Below are 19,409 nucleotides of genomic sequence, written 5' to 3'. Positions count from 1 at the left end.
GTTACTCCTTAAAAATTAAAGATATGATTGCTCCTGCAGAAATTAAGCTGGATCGCATTGAAGACGCAATAGAAGACATTAAAAAAGGTAAAGTAATCATTGTTGTAGACGATGAAAATCGTGAAAATGAAGGTGATTTTTTGGCTAGTGCAGCATCTGTAACACCAGAAATGATCAACTTTATGGCCACTCATGGTCGTGGTTTGATTTGTGCTCCTATTACAGACTCAAGATGTAAAGAATTAGATTTACAAGCCATGGTAACTAATAACTCCGACCCTATGGAAACTGCATTTACAGTTTCAATAGATTTAAGAGGTCATGGAGTAACAACTGGAATAAGCGCTAGCGATAGAGCCAAAACTATTCAAGCCTTAATTAATCCAGATACTAGACCTCACGATTTTAGTAAACCAGGTCACATTTTTCCTTTAAGAGCAAAAGACGGTGGAGTTTTAAGAAGAACTGGTCATACCGAAGCTGCCATTGATTTTGCAAGACTAGCAGGTCATGAACCAGCTGGAGTGATTGTAGAAATCATGAATGAAGATGGAACCATGGCTAGACTTCCACAACTTTATGAAGTGGCAAAAAAGTTTGATCTAAAATTGGTTTCTATTGAGGATCTTGTTGCCTACCGCATGAAAAACGACAGCTTGATTATCAAGAAAGAAGACTTCATGCTTACCACAAGATTTGGAGAATATCGTTTAAGAGCCTATCAACAAACTACAAATGGGCAAATTCATTTGGCCTTAACATTAGGAAGTTGGGATGACGATGAAACAGTCTTAACAAGAATGAATAGTACCAAAGTTAATAACGACTTATTCTCTACCCTAACCTCTGAAGCTGACAGAAAACTCGATGCAATGTTTCATAAACTTAATGAGCGCGGTTCAGGAGCCATTGTATTTATCAATCAACAGTTTGAACCAGAAAATATGCTAGCTAGACTTGAAACGCTCAAGGAAATTCAGGAGTCTGGACAAGTAAAAGCGCCGCGTAAACAACTGGACAATCGTGACTATGGAATAGGCGCGCAAATCTTACATGATTTAAACATTAGTAAATTAGATTTAATGACCAATTCTGAGCAAAGTAAACGTATAGGAATGGTTGGTTATGGCCTAGAAGTAGTGAATACTACCGATTACTAATCAAAAGAACTACTCAGCTTTTATGCAATTCAAAAAAACAACAGAAGAGTCTTCGCTTTATCAAAATCTAGAGACGATGTCAACGGCAACTTTGCTTGAAAACATCAATGCCGAAGATCACAAGGTTGCAGTAGCTGTTAAAAAAGTACTGCCAGCTGTTGAAAAACTAGTTGATCGTATTGTTGATCAAATGAAATCTGGTGGTCGTTTATTTTACATTGGGGCTGGTACAAGTGGAAGGTTAGGCATATTGGATGCCAGTGAATGTCCACCTACATTCGGTGTTTCTTATGACAAAGTTATTGGATTAATCGCAGGTGGTGATGCGGCAATTAGAAAAGCTGTTGAAAATGCAGAGGATAACGATCAACAAGCTATAAAAGACTTAAAAAAATACAATATAAATGCCCAAGATGTAGTCATAGGAATTGCTGCAAGTGGAACAACGCCTTACGTAATAGGAGGTTTACAAGCTTGTAAACAATTAGGTATACATACCGGAGGGATAACCTGCAATCTTAACAGTCCACTTGATCAAATAGCCGATGATTCCATAGTTCCTATTGTAGGACCAGAATTCGTTACAGGAAGTAGCCGTATGAAAGCTGGCACTGCTCAAAAAATGGTACTTAACATGATTAGTACCAGTGTTATGATCAAGTTAGGTCATGTAAAAGGCAATAAAATGGTAGATATGCAACTTAGCAATGATAAATTAGTAGATCGTGGTACAAGAATGATTATGGAAAACACAGGTCTAGGTTATGAAAAGGCTCATAACTTATTGCTAGAACATGGAAGCGTAAGAGCTGCACTGGATAATTATGGTATTTGTTAATTATGGAACAGCCATCTACAGATAAAGAAATACTAGGAAAAGGACTTAAAAGACTAGCTTTAAGTGTCCTATTTATATTTGCTGGTCCTATTTTAATTTATTTAGGAGCAGGAAGTGACCATCCGATCATTTTTCTCATGCCTGGAATAGCCTTTAGTATATTGGCCATATTTTTAATTTTTAGTGGTATTATGACCGTATTAGATGCTATGTTTAAAACCAAAAAGTCAAGATGAAATTTATCTATCTACTATTAATCATTTCCATAATATCGTGCAAACAAAACAATGCTACAGATGCTACTGGTGAAACTCAAACAACATCTAAGGAGTCTATAGTACAACCTGTCGAACAAGCAACGATAACTGGTAACGTAATTAATTATGAAGGTGATAAAGGTCCTATTAATATTTTGGGATTCTATGTTCAACCAGAAAACACAGGAAGTGTGGATGACCGTGGAAAGTTCACCTTTCAATTACCACCTAGTTTTAATAAAATTTCCTCAAATAAATTTGAAGAATACAACAAAAGCGACTCTGCCGAATATGAATTAGAGCTTTCTAACGCTGCAGAATTATTTCTTCCTCATGACAGCTTAAAAACTCAAGGTTTAGATTCACAAATAAGCCTTGCCGGTAAATTCTATACTTTTGAAGTGGCGCAAGATGATGTTGATGATCAAGTTCTAATTGCTCCTGCAAGCAGCGCTGCCTTCATTAAAAATGAGATTCAAGCAATACCTCAAACCCAAACAGGATGGCTTTCATATTATATTTATACTAATAATCCCGTTTTAATTAAAGGTGAGTACCAGCAAGACAATCTAGTTGAAGATTATTCGACTAGTATTTTTACAACTAATTACAAGTACGACATCAACCTACTTAAAGGTTGGAATTTAATTACTTATAGTGTACAAGAGGTTGTTAAAGTAGACAATACCGCAAGGCCTAGTCTCGTTACCTATACATCAACTTCAGTAAACAATTCTCCTGTAGACTGGATTCAAATAAATTAAATAAAGATTGAAATATCTCATTGTCTTTTTATGTTTCGCTTTCGCGAAAGCGCTCACAGCACAAGAACAGCCAGTAGATTCCCTTATCCGGGTAACTGCAGGATATCAAACTATCGATGAAGCAGTCCTACCCGATGCAGTTATCTATTCTAAGGATAATGCTCGCAGGGTTGTAGTGAATCATAGAGGTATTGAAATGACTTGCGATAGAGCTGTTTTATATCAAAAAGATAACTTTTTACGCGCAGTAGGAAACGTCATCATGAAACAAGGTGATAGTATCACAATGACATGTAATTATGCCGAATATAATGGTAATACCCAATTAGCATTCGCGAGTGAAAAGGTAAATATGATTACACCCGATACTCGTTTAACTACCGACACTCTATTTTTCAATCGAATAAAACAGCAAGCTTATTATAGGTCTGGTGGTACCGTTAGAGATAGTGCTAGCACATTAACAAGCCGAGTAGGAAGATTTTATATACAAGAGCAGAAGTACCGATTTATAGACAATGTAGTAGTAACTAATCCTGAATATACCATAAACTCGAATCATCTAGATTTTTACGAAGAAAATGGACATGCCTTTATGTATGGACCGAGTACCATAACAGGTAAGACCAGTAAGGTATATTGTGAACGAGGTTTCTATGATACTCGAGGTGATACAGGTTATTTTGTAAAAAACTCCCGAATTGATTACAACACGAGAACTATTACAGGAGATAGTCTTTATTTCAGTAGGCCCAGAAATTTTGCAAGCGCAACTAACAATATAGTTGTGACCGATACGATCAATAATAGTATCATCAAAGGACATTACGCCGAAGTTTACAGAGATAAGGATTCGGTTATGATTACTAAACGTCCACTAGCTATAACGATAGAACAGCAAGACAGTGTTTACATGACTGCAAACCAACTAATTGTAACGGGTCCCAAAGACAATAGATTTGTAAGAGGTTATAACGATGTAAGACTTTTTAAAACAGACTTAAGCGGTAAATGTGACTCTATAACCACAAGACAAAGCACTGGATTAACCAAAATGATTAGGAAACCAATACTATGGAGTGGTAAAAGTCAAATGACGGGTGATTCGATTTTCTTACAAAGTAATGTCAAAACCGAAAAGTTAGATAGTTTAAGAGTTTTCTATAACGCGTTTATCATTGATCAAGACTCCAGTGGCGGCTTTAACCAAATTAAAGGAAAGGAATTGACTGGCTTTTTCAAGAACAATGAATTAGATAAAGTTTTTCTCAATAAAAATGTAGAAAACCTCATTTATAGCCGTAACGACAAACAGGAATTAATAGGAATTAACAAAGGTACAAGTGGAACCATGGAAATAGAATTTGAAGACAAGGCAATATCCATCATTGCTCCTGCTGATAATTCTGAAGACATACTTTATCCACCAAAAGAACTACCAGAGAATGCTAGAACTCTGAGAGGATTTAACTGGCGAGGTGATGAACGATTAAATACAAAAGCTGATTTATTCAAAGGCAAAAAACCACCTGTATTCACAAAAATTAAAGGAATTCCTTTACCTGAACTGGATGAAGGTTTTTTTGATGAAGATGATGGAAAACTTAATGAGAATTCGGTCTTGCAAAATGGCGAACTAGAAAATCGTATAGAAAATCAGTCCAAAGAATTACAGCAACCATCAGGTGAAGAAAATAATGGGAATTAAATCAGATTTCTTTAAATATCAAGCACAAACCAATCCATTTGCTCCGGGATTAGAAATAAGCCATGCAAATGGGAACTATTTCTTTGATACTCATGGTAATAAATATTTAGATATGGTCGCTGGAGTAAGTGCTTTACCGTTAGGACATTCACATCCTGCTGTTGTAAAAGCTATCAAGGATCAACTAGATAAGTATATGCATGTTATGGTATATGGAGAATATGCCATGTCACCTGCTACCCTATTATGTAAAAAAATTGCATCCTTACTGCCCGATCCATTAGACACTACTTATCTGGTAAATAGCGGAACAGAGGCTACAGAAGCTTCCATAAAATTAGCTAGAAGAGTTACCGGTCGATCACAAATTATTGCTATGAAAAATGCGTATCATGGCAATACAACCGGTTCTCTGGCATTAATGGATTATGAAGAGCGTAAAGCACCTTTCAGACCACTATTACCAGACGTTCACCACATTACCTTTAATTGTGTTCAAGAGTTAAGATTAATTACTAAAAATACAGCTGCGGTAATTATTGAAACTATTCAAGGTGGTGCTGGTTTTAAAGTGCCTTCTAGTCACTGGTTGCAACACCTTAGAATGCGATGCAATCAAACAGGGACATTATTAATCGTTGACGAAATTCAACCAGGGATTTGGCGCACAGGAAGTTTCTGCTATTTTCAACAGCATGATATCATACCAGATATGGTTATCACTGGAAAAGGTCTAGCAGGTGGACTACCGATAGGAGCTCTCACTGCCAGACAGTCACACATGACACAGTTTAAAGAGTTTCCTATGCTGGGTCACATAACTACCTTTGGTGGAAATCCCGTTATAGCCGCTGCTGCCCTGGCAACCTTGCAAGCTATTGAGGACAAAGGTTATCCAGAACGAGTTAAGGAAATAGAATTACGCTTTCGCGAAAGCTTACAACACAATAACATTAAGGAAATACGTGGAAAAGGTGCTATGATTGCCGCTATTTTACCTGACGATCAATATACGGCACGAATTGTGGATAGATGTAGAGAGAAAGGTGTCATCTTTTTCCTATTGTTGTTTGAAAAAAGAGCAATACGTATAAGTCCACCTTATACAGTTACTGATCAAGAAATTGATCATGCCTGTGCGGTTTTAAAAGAAACTATTGATGAATATTATAGCAGTTAAATAAGCCTGTTTATAATTTGTTGACAACACTTTGAAGCACAACCGCTGACTAACCAATAATATTTACAATTTTAAGTACGCGAATTTTTAAAATTCTGCCTATGCATTTTGAGTATAATAATGAACACGAGCACAGCATTGAGAAATTTGAACTTATGCTACGCAGTAATGAAGTAGGATTTTTCGATAGTGACGAATTTGAGCAAATCATAGAACACTATCTTAATGTAGGGCAAATGGTTACAGCTCGTAAAGCCATTAGTCTAGCATTATCACAACACCCTAGTTCAGTTACTATACGTTTGTTCAAGGCAGAAATGCTCATATTTGATAATCATTTTAAAGAGGCTCATGCGCTTTTAGATGAGCTATATGAAATGGAGCCCAATAATGCCGAACTTTTTATTCAAAAGGCAAATATTTACTCAAAGACTGAGAATCACGACAAGGCAATAAAATTATTAAATGAAGCTTTAGACCTCACCGAGGATCAAGCTGATGTGTATAATTTGATCGGCATGGAATTTCTTTTTATGGAGGATTATTCTAATGCTAAGGTGAACTTTATGAAGTGTCTAGAGCTAGACGATCAAGACTATGCTGCCTTATACAACATCATTTACTGTTTTGATTTTTTAAAAGAAAATCAGCTGGCGATAGACTATTTAAACAAGTATTTGGACTCCAATCCTTATAGTGAGGTAGCTTGGCATCAAGTAGGAAAGCAATATTTTGACCTTAAAGAATATGAAAAGTCACTTTCTGCATTTGATTTTGCAATAATATCTGATGATACCTTTGTCGGTGCTTATTTAGAAAAAGGTAAAGTCCTTGAAAAACTCGGGCGATACAACGAAGCCATTTTTAATTATGAGCTTACCCTAGGGCTAGACGATCCAACTTCCTTTGCCTACCTAAGATTAGGAAAGTGTCATCTTAAATTAGGGAATGAAGAAGAAGCGATTAAATATCTAAAACGTACCGTAAAAGAAGATCCACTGTTAGACAAAGGTTGGATAGCCATTGTGGATTTTTATACCGAGAGATTAAATTATCAACGAGCGCTCAACTATTTAGACAAAGCAATAGAAATAGATGGTGATAACGCTTTATACTGGATTCGATTTGCAGTGTTAAATAACAAACTCAATTTTTTTGAAGAGGCTGAATACGGTTATAGAAAAGCTATCGAATTAGGAAATTATGAATTTGACACATGGATAGAGCGTGCAGATATCCTTATTCAACTTGGAGAATGGCGAGCTGCCATTATTACCTTGGAACATGGTCTTGAGTTTTATCCTAATAATCCAGACTTAGAATGTAGATTGAGCGGAGTTTACTACCTCACCGGGAAACCTTTCAAGGGAAAGTATTATTTGCAAAATTGTTTAAAGGCTGAACCTGAACAAATCATTGCTTTTGAATTACTTTTCCCCAAGGTGTATAAGTCCGATGAAATTCAACAGTTAATAACAGGATTATAATTATATGTTCTTTTTTTCAAAAAAGCATTTCCTTGTTGATTTGATTGACGGATTAACCGACATTCACAATCATATTTTACCCAATATTGATGATGGCTCTAAGGATTTAGACATGACATTAAAAATGGTAGAAGGAATGAAGTCGTGTGGATTTAAACACGCTATAGCTACTCCACACACTATGGAGGATTACTACGGCAATGATGATATAAAAATCACAAACCATTTTCGTAATACAAAACAAGAATTAGTAGGAACACATGCTCGTGACTTTATTGTTCATGCCGCATCTGAATATATGATGGATAGTAGTTTTGAATCCCTTCTCGATCAAGATAAATATTTATGTATCAAGGATACTTATATCCTTACCGAGTTAAGTTACTTTCAACCACCACAAAATTTAAACGATCTTGTATTTAAAATGTGTTCTATGGACTTAATTCCGATACTCGCTCATCCAGAACGTTATCGGTATTTTGGAAGTTCAAAAATGGAGAGTTTGATAGAAAGAGGTTTTGAGTTACAACTTAATTTATTATCGTTAAGTGATCATTATGGTAAGGATGCTTTCTCGAAAGCTGAAAAATACTTACTTCAAGGGTACTACAGCTACATAGGCACCGATGCTCACAAGCCAGAACACTTAGAAAAATTGAAAAATATTCAAATTAAGAGTAAGTGGCTACCTGCAACAAAAAAGCTGATGGAGAACCACCAGCTTATTTTTAATTCCTAGTAAAATGGTCTGGTCTATTATCTTTTAAACTTCTCCTTCAAAGAGGTCCAAAAACTTTGTTTTTCCGCTCCGTAAGAGTAACCATACTTATTACCATAACCAAAGTTGGCCATCTTAACATCGTTAATCACTAATGCAGCATTCTTAATCTTCTCTGATTTCAGAGTATCTGAAATATACTCTAATAGTGAAAACTCTGTATAATCGGCACGAGTTACATAAACGGTAACATCGGCGTATTTGTTAATCAACAAGGTGTCGGTTACTAAAATAGTTGGTGCCGAATCGATGATGATCAAATCATAATTGTGTTCAGCTTCATTAAATAAGTCTTGCGTTCTTTTTTGCATCCAAAGCTCCGCTGGATTCGGCGGTATAGCTCCAGACAGTACTATATCTAGATTTGAATTATCTGGATCGGTAATAACAAGATCTTTGATTTTGATTGAATCATTAGTCAGAAATTCTGTTACTCCACGCTTGCGTTTAAATTGTTTGTTGTAAAACCTGTGTAATTGTGGATTTCTAATATCACCTCCAATTAATAATACTTTTTTTCCTGAATAAGCATTAGTAAGTGCTAAGTTAAAGGCTACAAAAGTTTTCCCTTCTCCTTTTACCGTTGATGTGACTAGAACCTTTTGAGCACGTTGCTCTTCAGGTAAAGCATTTAGCTTATAAGCTAAATTCGTCCTAAGAATTCGGAATGCCTCAGCAAGTACGGATCTATCGTTCGTCTGTATACGATCCTTATCATCTTTAGCAAGTTTTGGGATTTCGCCTAGAATTGCAGTCTCAGCCAGCGACTTTTCAAGATCCTTACGACTTTCTATTTTATTATTAAAAAGAGTCTTGAGATAAATGACGGCGACGGGAATTAATAAACCAATAATTAAAGCGGCAAAATAAATAATTTTTGGTTTAGGTGAAACAGGATCATCTGTAGCCCACGCCCTATCTACTATTTTAGCTTTAGGAGTAGCAGAAGCCACAGAAATAGCTGTAGTTTCTCTTTTTTCCTTTAGTATGAGATAAATAGCTTCAATTACTGAACGGTTACGTTCAATACTTCGACTGTATCTTGTTTTATCTGGGACTGCGGCAATTTGTCCTGCTATCCTCGCCTTTTGATTTCTTAAATTGTTTAAATTTATTTCTAAGTTCTTAATATAAGAATCAATCGAACTTTCAATGGATGTTTTTACTGCATCAATCTGAGTCGATAAATTGATAACTACCGGATTTTCTTCTGTAGCAGATTCTAGTCGTTTATTATATTCTAATACAAGGGTATTATATTTTTCTGACAAATCAGCAATGGTAAGATTTTCCAGCCCAATACCAGTAGGCAATGTGGTATTCGAATCTGTATTCATATATCTTTTGACAGATTTCGCCATTTCAATCTGAGATTGTACGGCAGTTATTTGGGCTTGAAGTTGATTTGACTGCTGTAAATCCAAACCAGCTTCAACAGATAAATCTGTGATACCTCTAGAATCTTTAAAGGACTGTTGGGTAGTTTCAACACTATCTAGATCTCTTTGAACTTCTTTTAAACGTTCATCTATAAAATCAATGGTGTTTAAGGCTACTATATTTTTATCCTGAATAGCGTCCTGATTATATACATCTACCAAGGTATTTAAAAAATCTATTGCCTTTTCCTTATTTGGATTAGTAATAGATAATTTCAAGGCACTACTTCTCTTATCAGGTTTACTTAGTTTTAAATTAGATTGATAAGAGAGAATAGTTTTACTGATAGGCTTTAAAGTAAACTGAAACTCTTTTTCAGATAAATTTTCTAAACTTTCTTGACTATTTTTATTTGATAGATTAGGTAACAAGATGATCTCTAACCGATCTCCTATTAATAAAGGTGATCCAAACTTGATACTTTTCCAACTATCCTTATCTGACAATTTATAGTTTACGGCCTCATCAGTAGGGTTTTTTAAAAAAATATGGATTGGCTTATCTATTTTATAATGCAGACTATCGGTAAATCGTTTAATTAAAATAGGAGATTGTTTGTAAACATATGAATCTTTTATATTCCCTAGGACTTGATAACTGGTGGCCAAATCGAGTTTATTAATTACATCTTCTATCAACCTTTTAGATTTTAAAATTTCCATTTCATTTTCTAAAGAATTGTAAGAAGCTCCAAAAGCATCAATATCCCCTAAAGCCAACTGTTCGGATATTCCGCCTCCCATTTGAGTATCCTTAATGATCACTGAGGTATCCGCTGAATATTCGTTCACAGCATAGCGTAAATATATAAATGCTAAAACTGTACAGAGAAATATTGAAAATATAATAAAAGGGCTGGCCTTTAAATAAGGTTTTAGTTGATCAGCTAAATTAAGATTATTCTGGTTTGTTCGATTATTTGAATCCATATATATCTTTAATTATTACGTGTAATTAAAATAATTACTGATAACACTAAACTCGCAATACTCACGAATACACCTGCATATCGAGTGTAACCTCCTGAGCTAGCCTTAGCACCATTAGGTTGCACTATAACAGTATCATTTTGTTCTAAATAGTAAGCTTCGCTATTTATAAAAGCAGAACTAGTTAAATCAACTTTTAAGGTTTCCTGATTTCCTTCGTTGTCACGAATAATAAGAACTTCATCTCTTCTACCATCAATAGTCAAATCACCAGCATAACCTAATGCTTGTATAAGCGAAATTCGGTTATCCTTAAAATCATAAGTCCCTGGACGATTTACTTCTCCTATTACAGTAAATTTAAAATTCAGTAATCTCACTTCGACATCAGGTTGTTTCAGGTATTTGGAGAGCTTGGAGGTTAATAATTCCGAGACTTCCATTAAGGTTTTACCTTTAACCAAGATTTCCCCTAACTCTGGAAATGTGATTGTTCCATCAGGTTTTACTAAATAACCGTCTAGCATTTGTTGACTAACAATTTGGGTAGTATTTTGATTTATCGCTGGAACAAACTTATTATATTGTTGAGCCGTTGTCATATCATCTGTTGTTACAGTAATACGCAGTAAATCATCGGGTTTAATCGTTACCTCATAATTGTTATTTTCGACAGGAAGATTTTCGTTAATATCCTGAACATATACAATCTGCTTTCTTGTCGTGCACGAAAAAGAAAGAGCTGAAAGGACAAGTAATAGTATTAAGCTTTTAAGCTTAGCAATTTTCATGTAATTTAATTTTTGTCTAAGGCCTCAAAGATACTGTTATTGCTCTTGAATTCAGGTACAATTTCCTTCAATTTGGAAACAATACTTTCATCATTGCAACCTAAGGTAAGCTTTTTTAAGTCCTCGATATTATTATGTATATCGGTATATGGGTATGAATCTACCGTTGCTACCATGATTTTTTCGTGGTGTGTAGGTAAAGTAGTCGACTCATCCGTTAACAATTCTTCGTAGAGTTTTTCACCAGGTCTTAAACCTATTACTTTTATTTCTATATCAACATTCGGTTCAAACCCAGAAAGCCTTATCATACGCTCTGCCAGATTCATAATTTTCACTGGTTTACCCATATCAAACACAAAAATCTCACCTCCTTTACCCATAGTCCCGGCTTGGAGTACCAATTGACAGGCTTCTGGTATAGTCATAAAGAAACGTATAATATCTTTATGAGTAACTGTTACAGGTCCACCTTCTTCAATTTGCTTTTTAAAGAAAGGTATCACCGATCCATTAGAACCAAGTACATTACCGAATCTGGTAGTTATAAAAGTAGTTTTATGATTTTCTTTTTGTAGAGACTGTACGTACATTTCGGCACAACGTTTGCTCGCACCCATCACATTAGTTGGATTAACAGCCTTATCAGTACTTACCATCACAAATTTAGACACTTCATACTTAACTGCTAAATTTGCAAGATGTGTAGTTCCCAAAACGTTTACATTGATAGCTTCCTTAGGATTGTGTTCAATTAATGGAACATGTTTGTAAGCAGCCGCGTGAAAAACAACTGAAATATCATTTTTCTGAAAAATAGACTCTAATCGATGATGCTCTCTAACATCGGCCAAAAGAAAATCGTATTCCTGCTCAGGAAATGCTTTTTTCACCTCTATTTCAACATGATATAGTGGTGACTCAGCCTGATCTAACACCAAAATTTTCTTGGGCTTGTAATTTGAAATTTGTCTGACAATCTCACTTCCAATAGATCCTGCTCCACCAGTAACGAGAATTGTTTTACCTCTTAAATATTCATTAATTTTATCGTCTGATAATCTTATCGGATTACGCTCTAGAAGATCTTCAATTTGTATTTTCTTAATACTTTCATTCACATTAGAGGATCCGTCTAGCTCATCAATTTTAGGAGCATTGAACACTTTAAGTCCTTTGGCTAGTAGACTATCGACAATTTTATTCTTTTCTTTGCGAGAAATCGTATTGTCAGCTATAATAACTCCGCCTATTTTCAAGGGAGCGATATTCTCATATAATTCATCATCGTTTTTAAAAACACTCTTACCTTGAATCTTAATTCGCCCCATCCTTTTAGAGGAGCTTATGAATCCTTTTAAGTTGTACTTTGCATTATCCGATATGGAAATTGCCTCAGCCAAAGCAATAGAATTATCATTTACGCCCCAAATTAGGACATTAATGGACTCCGTATTGATAGTAGAAAAGAGCTTATAGAAACCTTTTACGGTAAATCGAAAAGCAAATAATAAGGTAAAAGTCACCATAAGATCTACCAGTAAAAAAGGAACTAAATAAATCTTTGAATGAAAAGTGAAGTAATACAGATAATTAATTATTAAAAGTAAAAGAATGCTCGAACTACAAGCCACCGCTACTTTAAATAAATCTACAAACGTACTGTGACGAATTAAACCAGAATAGGTGCTGAAAATAAAAAAGAACATCAAATAACTTAGACCAATAGTTAAGCCTTGTTGCTCTAGAGTAAGTACATGATAAAAATTAGGGGTAATGCGGTTAATGATCGCAAAACTCAATAAAAAAGAGATAAGAACTATGGTGAGATCTATGGTAAGGATCACCCATCTAGGTAGGTAATTCAAATTTTTAAAACTCAAAGAGCTTTTCTCACCCCATAAAACATTGGCTGATCGTTTTTTAAAGTAATTCCACTTCATGCCGCAAAAATAAAGAAAAAGGTAATCCGTACGGATTACCTTTCCTAATTATTCTTAAATTTTGTAAGATTACTCAACCACAATTTTTTGAGTTGCTAGGGCACCATTGGATTCCAATTGCACGAGATAAACACCAGACTTCAAATTCGTAATTAACAATCCATCATTCATAATCTCGCTACCTTTTTGGATATTGGAAGTTAAAACTCTTCCTCTTAGATCGGTTACGCTCCAGGAGTATGATGATGATGGATTTAAACCATTCATTTTTAATACATCACCGTTACTAATAGGATTTGGATACACGGTCACTGCTTTCGCGAAAGCGATATCACCTTGTCCTAATGTCACAGTAGTAAACTTGATGGTAAACCTGTTTGTGAAACTAGAGGTAGTAGCAGGATCTTGGGTAAACACGTACGTATTATCTGAAGCAGTTAATACCTTTTCAGTATTAGTATAAGCATCTTCTAAAACTACTTGTAGATTAGTACCTGTAAGCTGTAGGTCAAGTGAGAGCTCATATTGAGCATTTATTAATCCAGATAAATTCAACGGAATTTCCATCCCATCAAATGGTAAACCATAGGAGTTTATCGCGTAATTTTCATTATTATCTTCAATCCAAATACTTTCATTAAGATTCATGAACTTGGTCATAGTAGAAGAAGTAGGATTAGAAAATTTAGCAATAGTCCCATCTACGGCGGCGATAGTTGTTCCATTAGTTATTGGGCTCAAATTAACTCTAAAGTAATCCATACTACTAGATCTATAAACAGCATTAGTTTGATTACTAGCAATCTTGTGAGACTCTTTAAATGTTATTTGTGGATCAAAAGGAGCTGTACTATCATCACTTACCTCAACAAATACTGCCTGAGTAGGCTGTAAATTTTCATCAACTTGTGAACCTGCTACCGTATTTATTCCTAAACCAAAGTCATAGGATACGTAAGCACCATTAGTTTGAACAGTTGGATCCCAAGCGTAGTAATTAGCTGCATTAATATCAGTTGTTCCACCATCTTGTAAAACCAAATTGAAATCAACTTGTGAAGGATATGGATTTCCTACAAACAAGAACTCTCCGTTAGATAAGGTATTTGAAAAAGAATTCACAACATCTCCTGTTTGTAAACTTCCTTTGGTTATTAATTTAGTATCTGTTGCGGTTTGAGTGGCCGATGTTAAATCTACAGACCTGTCACCACGAATAAATAGTCTTAAAGGGTCACCGGCATTTAAATTTAAATTATTTGTAGCTGCTTCTGCATTCCATGTTTGGGACGGCAAGTTGTCAAAGTTAAAAATCGATGGATTGTTTGTTGGTGACTGATCAAAACCGTTGGAGACCATTCCACCTGTAATTTGTGTACCTACATTATCCTGATAACCAATATCTCCTGGATTAAGACCCGATTGTTGCCATTGATCAAAAACCGATGATGTCATGTTTACTGGTGAAGAAACGAATCTAAATACACGTCTAGCTGGAAAAAATTGCTCCACTATTAAATCACCGTTCAATGATCCATTTGTTACTTCTGCAATATAAGCGCTTGCTCCGTCTGAGCTTGATAAACTTAAATTATCATTGGTCGATACAACACCATCTACTAGATTAACAAATTCCTTTACGCTACTGCTTGAACTAACAATTACATCTCCTAACACAGTTAAAGAATTAACGTCTCCAAAAAGTCTTGGGCTTTCTGATGTTGGGTTTACTACAAGTTGGATATTATCAATAGCTAACTCATCAGAACTACCACTACCACTATCACTAGATTCCCAAGCGATAAGATAGGTTTCACCATCTAAAATGGAAAGACCTGTGATATCCGCTGTTACAAAGTTACGTTCCCACTCTTCTACGGCATCTTGTCCAATCCCTGTTTCAATAAAAGAATCAGTAACTGAAGTAAGATTCGTTTTTGATGGACCGTGAGCAAGTACTAAACTGTTTGTTCTATTCTCATTATTTAAGAAGTATGCATCGTAAGCAATTGAAATATTAGTTACGGTTTCACCTGTATCGTTTCTAAATTTAAAATAAACGGTACCTGGAGTAAAATCTGAACCTGTAGGTTGAATTCCAAGTGCTGTATTTCCTGCACCTAGATCAAATGCATACAAACCACCACTACTCACGCCACCTGTAGTTTGACCTCTGGCATAATCACCTGAAGTGTAGTCAGCATCAAAATCGGTATCTCCATCATTAAATCCGTCAAAGGAGAAAGTATTTGAATCCAATTGACCTGCTGATGGAAGTTGAGCTAAACCGGATCCATCAAAACTACCGTTATTAACATTTGCCACGGTGTTACCAAAATCAATGGTATATCTAACATCTGTATTTGGAACGCCAAAACCTTGAGGTTCTGGATCAAAGACTTGATAAGAAGCTTCGATAGTAGTAGTAATCTCTGGACTAGCATTGTCGTCAGTAGCTACGATTTCAAAAAAAACTTCAGTACCATTAGCTTGAGCTGGAATATCAGCAGTATAAGTATCACCTGACAACACAGTCATGGCGATGGAGTTCCCTAAGCTTCCACTCGAAGTACCCCAATTTAATACAACGCTATCTATTCCATCGTCATCAGTAACATCAGCACTAATGGTAACATTATCACTTGATGTTGGCGTGTTTGGAGAAACGGATACATTAGCTATACCAGGAGCTGGGTTACCTCCGACTGGAGTACCTCTTACAATTATATTATCAACTCCAAATGCCTCGTAATTATTACCTGAATCACATATTATTCTAACATTTAAAATACTTCCCGTCGATCCCAAGGTAGCTTTAACTGTCTGTAGGTTAAAAGTTAAAACCAATCCAGTAGCCGAATCAGTTGTCCCTACACCATTATTAACTTGTAGAACCAGAGGATCGTTTGAACCATTTGAATGACTAAATTCAAGTAAAGGTTGCCACGGACCTCCATCAAAATTATATTCCATAAAAAGCCCATCAACATCGTCCCAGTCATTAGGAACTGCACCAAAATCAGCTAAGATCTCAACATCTGTCGCATTTGAAACTGAAATGGGATCTAGTAACAAAATTCCTGGATTTCCTGAATTAATTACATTGGGAGCACTTCCAACAAAAAGTGAGCTGTTGGTAACGTTCGTATATAACTGTGAACCACTCTCATATATTGATGTATTAGTAGCTACGGCATTGCTAAAATACTGATCACCAGGATCAGCATCTGGCGTTTGATTTGGTGTATTGGTATATCCTGTTTGAGAAACTTCAAAATCTTGAGTGTAGAAGACCGTTTGAGAGTTAGAATACAAACTAGTAAATAACACAACTAATAGTAAAATTCTTTTCATAAGTTGATTAATAGTTAATTAGATCTCAAAAATAGTCTGTTTTTAACTCTTTTTTAAGCTCTGAATATTAAGGTTATATTAAATAAAATGGCTTGGGTTGTTAATAGAAAAAACCGATCAGTTTGTCGGATAATTCGGATAGATCATAAAGAATAAACAACCACTTATCGAATAAGTTTTGAAATCACAAAACGGGACTTCGTATTAGTTACCTGCTTTGATTCCTTAGGTAAAAATTATAAACTATTAGTTTTAAATGAGATAACAATTGTATTAACTAACCAATATATAAATCTGCTTAGAATCAATTTAAAAAAATCAGATTTAGAACAATGTAATAGAATCATCTAGTATTCGAAACATTAAAAATCACTATCCTTTATTAAAATGAAATCACTATCACTATGTATACTGACTTTTTGGATGGTTTGAAACCAATAAAAACAAGACACTACGAAATGTTGTAGTCTAAAAATTTTTATTTGCAGTAACGAATTTTGTTACTTAAAAAGCTTATGAACCACTTCCTCTATTCGACTTCTATCTGAATCGGTTAAGTTAGATCCTGAAGGTAAACACAATCCATTTTCAAATAGCCTTTCACAAACTCCAGTTCCATAAAATGGGTATTCATGATACAAAGGTTGCAGGTGCATAGGTTTCCATAAAGGTCGAGATTCTATATTCTCTACCTCAAACGCAAGACGTAAATCCTCTCTTGTAATACCACCTGATTTTTTAGGATCAATTAAAATAGCACTTAACCAATGATTACTATAAAAATCAGAATTGGGTTCACTTAAAAGTATAACCCCAGGTATTTGATTAAATAATTTGCTATAGAATTGATGCATATCCCTACGCAGGGAAATATGCTTGTCCAATACCTGCATTTGACCACGCCCTATTCCTGCACTTATATTACTCATTCGATAATTATATCCTACTTCACTATGTTGATAATGCGGTGCATTGTCTCTAGCTTGCGTGGCTAGAAAAACTGTTTTTTCCTTTCTTTCTTTAGAAGGTACTACCATCGCACCACCACCACTAGTAGTAATGATTTTGTTCCCATTGAAACTCAAAATCCCATAGTCTCCAAAAGTTCCGCACTTCCTACCCTTGTAGGTGCTTCCTAGAGCCTCGGCACTATCCTCAATGACTGTGAGTTGTTTCGCTTTCGCGAAAGCGTGAATCTCATCTATTTTATAAGGCATTCCATACAAGTGAACAGAAAGCAAGGCTTTAGGTGTTTTTCCCTTTTTAACCCGATCCTCGTAAGCTTGCTTTAAGGATTCTGGACAAATGTTCCATGTCTCTGGTTCGCTATCTACCATAACAGGTATAGCTCCTAAATACAATATAGGGTTTGTGGTACCACAAAAAGTAAAACTTTGGCAAAGCACCTCGTCTCCTGGTCCTACGCCAGCCTGAATCAAGGCTAAATGTATGGCCGCAGTACCACTACTTAAGGCTGCAACGTGAACATTTTCTCCTTGGTAATTTTTCAAATCTTCTTCAAATCCATTAACATTAGGACCCAATGGTGCTACCCAGTTTGTATCAAAAGCTTCTTTTACAAAGTCTCGTTCAGTTCCTCCCATGTGTGGAGAAGACAACCAAATTTTATCCTGTGACATAGAAATTTATTTGTGGCAAAGATAGCCTAGTTAAAAAGAGATTTTATAGTTAGGATTATGATTTTTAAATCATATAAAAACGAGCGTTTCTCCAAATATTCTAAATTCATTCTTACCTTATCTGGAAAAATTACAGTATCGTTATATTCGAGTGGATTTACTTGTTGAGAAAGTAAGAGCTCTTCATTTCTATATTTTATAGCGGCAAGGCTGGTTAATCCAGGTTTCAAAAGTAACACTGTGCGCTGCTCTCCTTTAAGATTATCGTAGTAGCCAGGGATATCTGGCCTAGGACCTACAAAACTCATTTCACCTTTAAGGATGTTCCATAATTGAGGTAGTTCATCAACTTTATACTTTCTTAACCACTTTCCGATTCGGGTTACTTTTCCATTCTGCATGGTTTTTAACTTGTAAATTAGAAAAGGTTCACCGTGTTTACCAATTCGATACTGAGTAAAAATCAAACTTGATGAAAATATAACTACAAAAAGTAGCGGTGGTAATAAAAGTAGTAATAACAAAAACGATAGTACAACGTCAAAACTACGCTTCATTGCCCATTTTTATAATTCGTGCAGGATTGCCGACTACCGTACAATAATCTGGTAAATCCGATATGACTACAGCTCCAGCTCCTACCCTACACCATTTACCTATTTTTATTCCTGGAATCACAACTGCATTTGCACCAATGTGGGTCCCTTCGCCTATGGAAACGTTACCACACAATGTTGATCCAGGTGAAATGTGAGCAAAATCTTTAATTTCACAATCATGTTCAACCGTAGCATTAGAATTAATAATAACATGTTTGCCTATCGTAACTGCACTATTTACAACAGCACCTGCCATTGTAACACTACCTGTATTTATAGTACTATCAATTGCTATAATAGATCTAGGATGAAATAACTTTATAAAATTATTATCTAGATATTTAGTACTTATAAATTTTCTTACCCGATTATCTCCTATTGCAATGATTAACTTATCAACCAAACTGTTTTGTTGAACTGGGTGATCGCAAAAGGTATTTATATTACTATTGTCATCTATAAATCCGCTCACGCATATTTCATTGAGTCTGAGAATATCTAAAATCACCTTGCCGTGACCGCTAGCACCGTAAATATACAT

The 19,409-nt window shown here is 35.3% G+C and carries 15 protein-coding genes; 8 read left to right on the top strand and 7 right to left on the bottom strand.

The window, feature by feature from the left end:
* Positions 1-23 precede the first annotated feature (23 nt).
* From ribB to BST93_RS08525, 8 genes are all read left to right on the top strand, one after another.
* Positions 24-1,160 carry a 3,4-dihydroxy-2-butanone-4-phosphate synthase gene (gene ribB, locus BST93_RS08560; protein WP_060522662.1) on the top strand — a complete coding sequence of 379 codons (1,137 nt, stop codon included), beginning with the start codon at positions 24-26 and terminating at the stop codon, positions 1,158-1,160.
* A gap of 22 nt (positions 1,161-1,182) precedes the next feature.
* Positions 1,183-1,998, top strand: coding sequence for an N-acetylmuramic acid 6-phosphate etherase (gene murQ, locus BST93_RS08555; protein ID WP_105018832.1), 816 nt, complete (start codon positions 1,183-1,185; stop codon positions 1,996-1,998).
* Positions 1,999-2,000: 2 nt separating this feature from the next.
* Positions 2,001-2,234: a DUF6095 family protein gene (locus BST93_RS08550; protein ID WP_060522665.1), complete on the top strand. Its 234-nt coding sequence runs from the start codon at positions 2,001-2,003 to the stop codon at positions 2,232-2,234.
* Positions 2,231-3,019: a hypothetical protein gene (locus BST93_RS08545; protein ID WP_105018831.1), complete on the top strand. Its 789-nt coding sequence runs from the start codon at positions 2,231-2,233 to the stop codon at positions 3,017-3,019. The genes BST93_RS08550 and BST93_RS08545 overlap by 4 nt, the downstream gene beginning before the upstream one ends.
* Before the next feature lie 7 nt (positions 3,020-3,026).
* Entirely contained in the window at positions 3,027-4,727 is a 1,701-nt protein-coding gene (locus BST93_RS08540) for an OstA-like protein (RefSeq protein ID WP_105018830.1), read from the top strand.
* Positions 4,717-5,907 carry an aspartate aminotransferase family protein gene (locus BST93_RS08535; protein ID WP_105018829.1) on the top strand — a complete coding sequence of 397 codons (1,191 nt, stop codon included), beginning with the start codon at positions 4,717-4,719 and terminating at the stop codon, positions 5,905-5,907. The genes BST93_RS08540 and BST93_RS08535 overlap by 11 nt, the downstream gene beginning before the upstream one ends.
* Before the next feature lie 101 nt (positions 5,908-6,008).
* Complete coding sequence (locus BST93_RS08530) at positions 6,009-7,394, top strand: tetratricopeptide repeat protein (RefSeq protein WP_105018828.1); 1,386 nt, start codon at positions 6,009-6,011, stop codon at positions 7,392-7,394.
* 4 nt (positions 7,395-7,398) lie between these two features.
* Complete coding sequence (locus tag BST93_RS08525) at positions 7,399-8,133, top strand: tyrosine-protein phosphatase (protein WP_105018827.1); 735 nt, start codon at positions 7,399-7,401, stop codon at positions 8,131-8,133.
* A 17-nt stretch (positions 8,134-8,150) separates the two neighbouring features.
* On the opposite strand, the gene BST93_RS08520 is transcribed toward BST93_RS08525, so the two are convergent.
* The 7 genes from BST93_RS08520 to BST93_RS08490 all read right to left on the bottom strand — a co-directional run bounded on the left by BST93_RS08520 (position 8,151) and on the right by BST93_RS08490 (position 19,409).
* Positions 8,151-10,541, bottom strand: a complete 2,391-nt coding sequence (locus BST93_RS08520; protein WP_105018826.1) for a GumC family protein — start codon at positions 10,539-10,541, stop codon at positions 8,151-8,153.
* 8 nt (positions 10,542-10,549) lie between these two features.
* Positions 10,550-11,332, bottom strand: a complete 783-nt coding sequence (locus tag BST93_RS08515; protein WP_105018825.1) for a polysaccharide biosynthesis/export family protein — start codon at positions 11,330-11,332, stop codon at positions 10,550-10,552.
* A gap of 5 nt (positions 11,333-11,337) precedes the next feature.
* The gene (locus BST93_RS08510) at positions 11,338-13,275 is read right to left on the bottom strand and encodes a polysaccharide biosynthesis protein (protein WP_105018824.1); all 1,938 of its coding nucleotides are present in this window, start codon (positions 13,273-13,275) and stop codon (positions 11,338-11,340) included.
* 69 nt (positions 13,276-13,344) lie between these two features.
* Positions 13,345-16,629 carry a T9SS type A sorting domain-containing protein gene (locus BST93_RS08505; RefSeq protein ID WP_105018823.1) on the bottom strand — a complete coding sequence of 1,095 codons (3,285 nt, stop codon included), beginning with the start codon at positions 16,627-16,629 and terminating at the stop codon, positions 13,345-13,347.
* 500 nt (positions 16,630-17,129) lie between these two features.
* Positions 17,130-18,269 (bottom strand): DegT/DnrJ/EryC1/StrS family aminotransferase, encoded by a 1,140-nt coding sequence (locus tag BST93_RS08500; RefSeq protein WP_105018822.1) that lies wholly within the window; start codon positions 18,267-18,269, stop codon positions 17,130-17,132.
* A 26-nt stretch (positions 18,270-18,295) separates the two neighbouring features.
* Entirely contained in the window at positions 18,296-18,826 is a 531-nt protein-coding gene (locus BST93_RS08495) for a sugar transferase (RefSeq protein ID WP_105018821.1), read from the bottom strand.
* On the bottom strand, positions 18,816-19,409 hold the full coding sequence (locus tag BST93_RS08490) for an acetyltransferase (RefSeq protein ID WP_105018820.1): 594 nt from the start codon (positions 19,407-19,409) through the stop codon (positions 18,816-18,818). The genes BST93_RS08495 and BST93_RS08490 overlap by 11 nt, the downstream gene beginning before the upstream one ends.

The sequence above is a fragment of the Nonlabens tegetincola genome (assembly GCF_002954355.1).
GTDB lineage: Bacteria > Bacteroidota > Bacteroidia > Flavobacteriales > Flavobacteriaceae > Nonlabens > Nonlabens tegetincola.
This window is presented reverse-complemented; position numbering and strand designations above follow the sequence as displayed.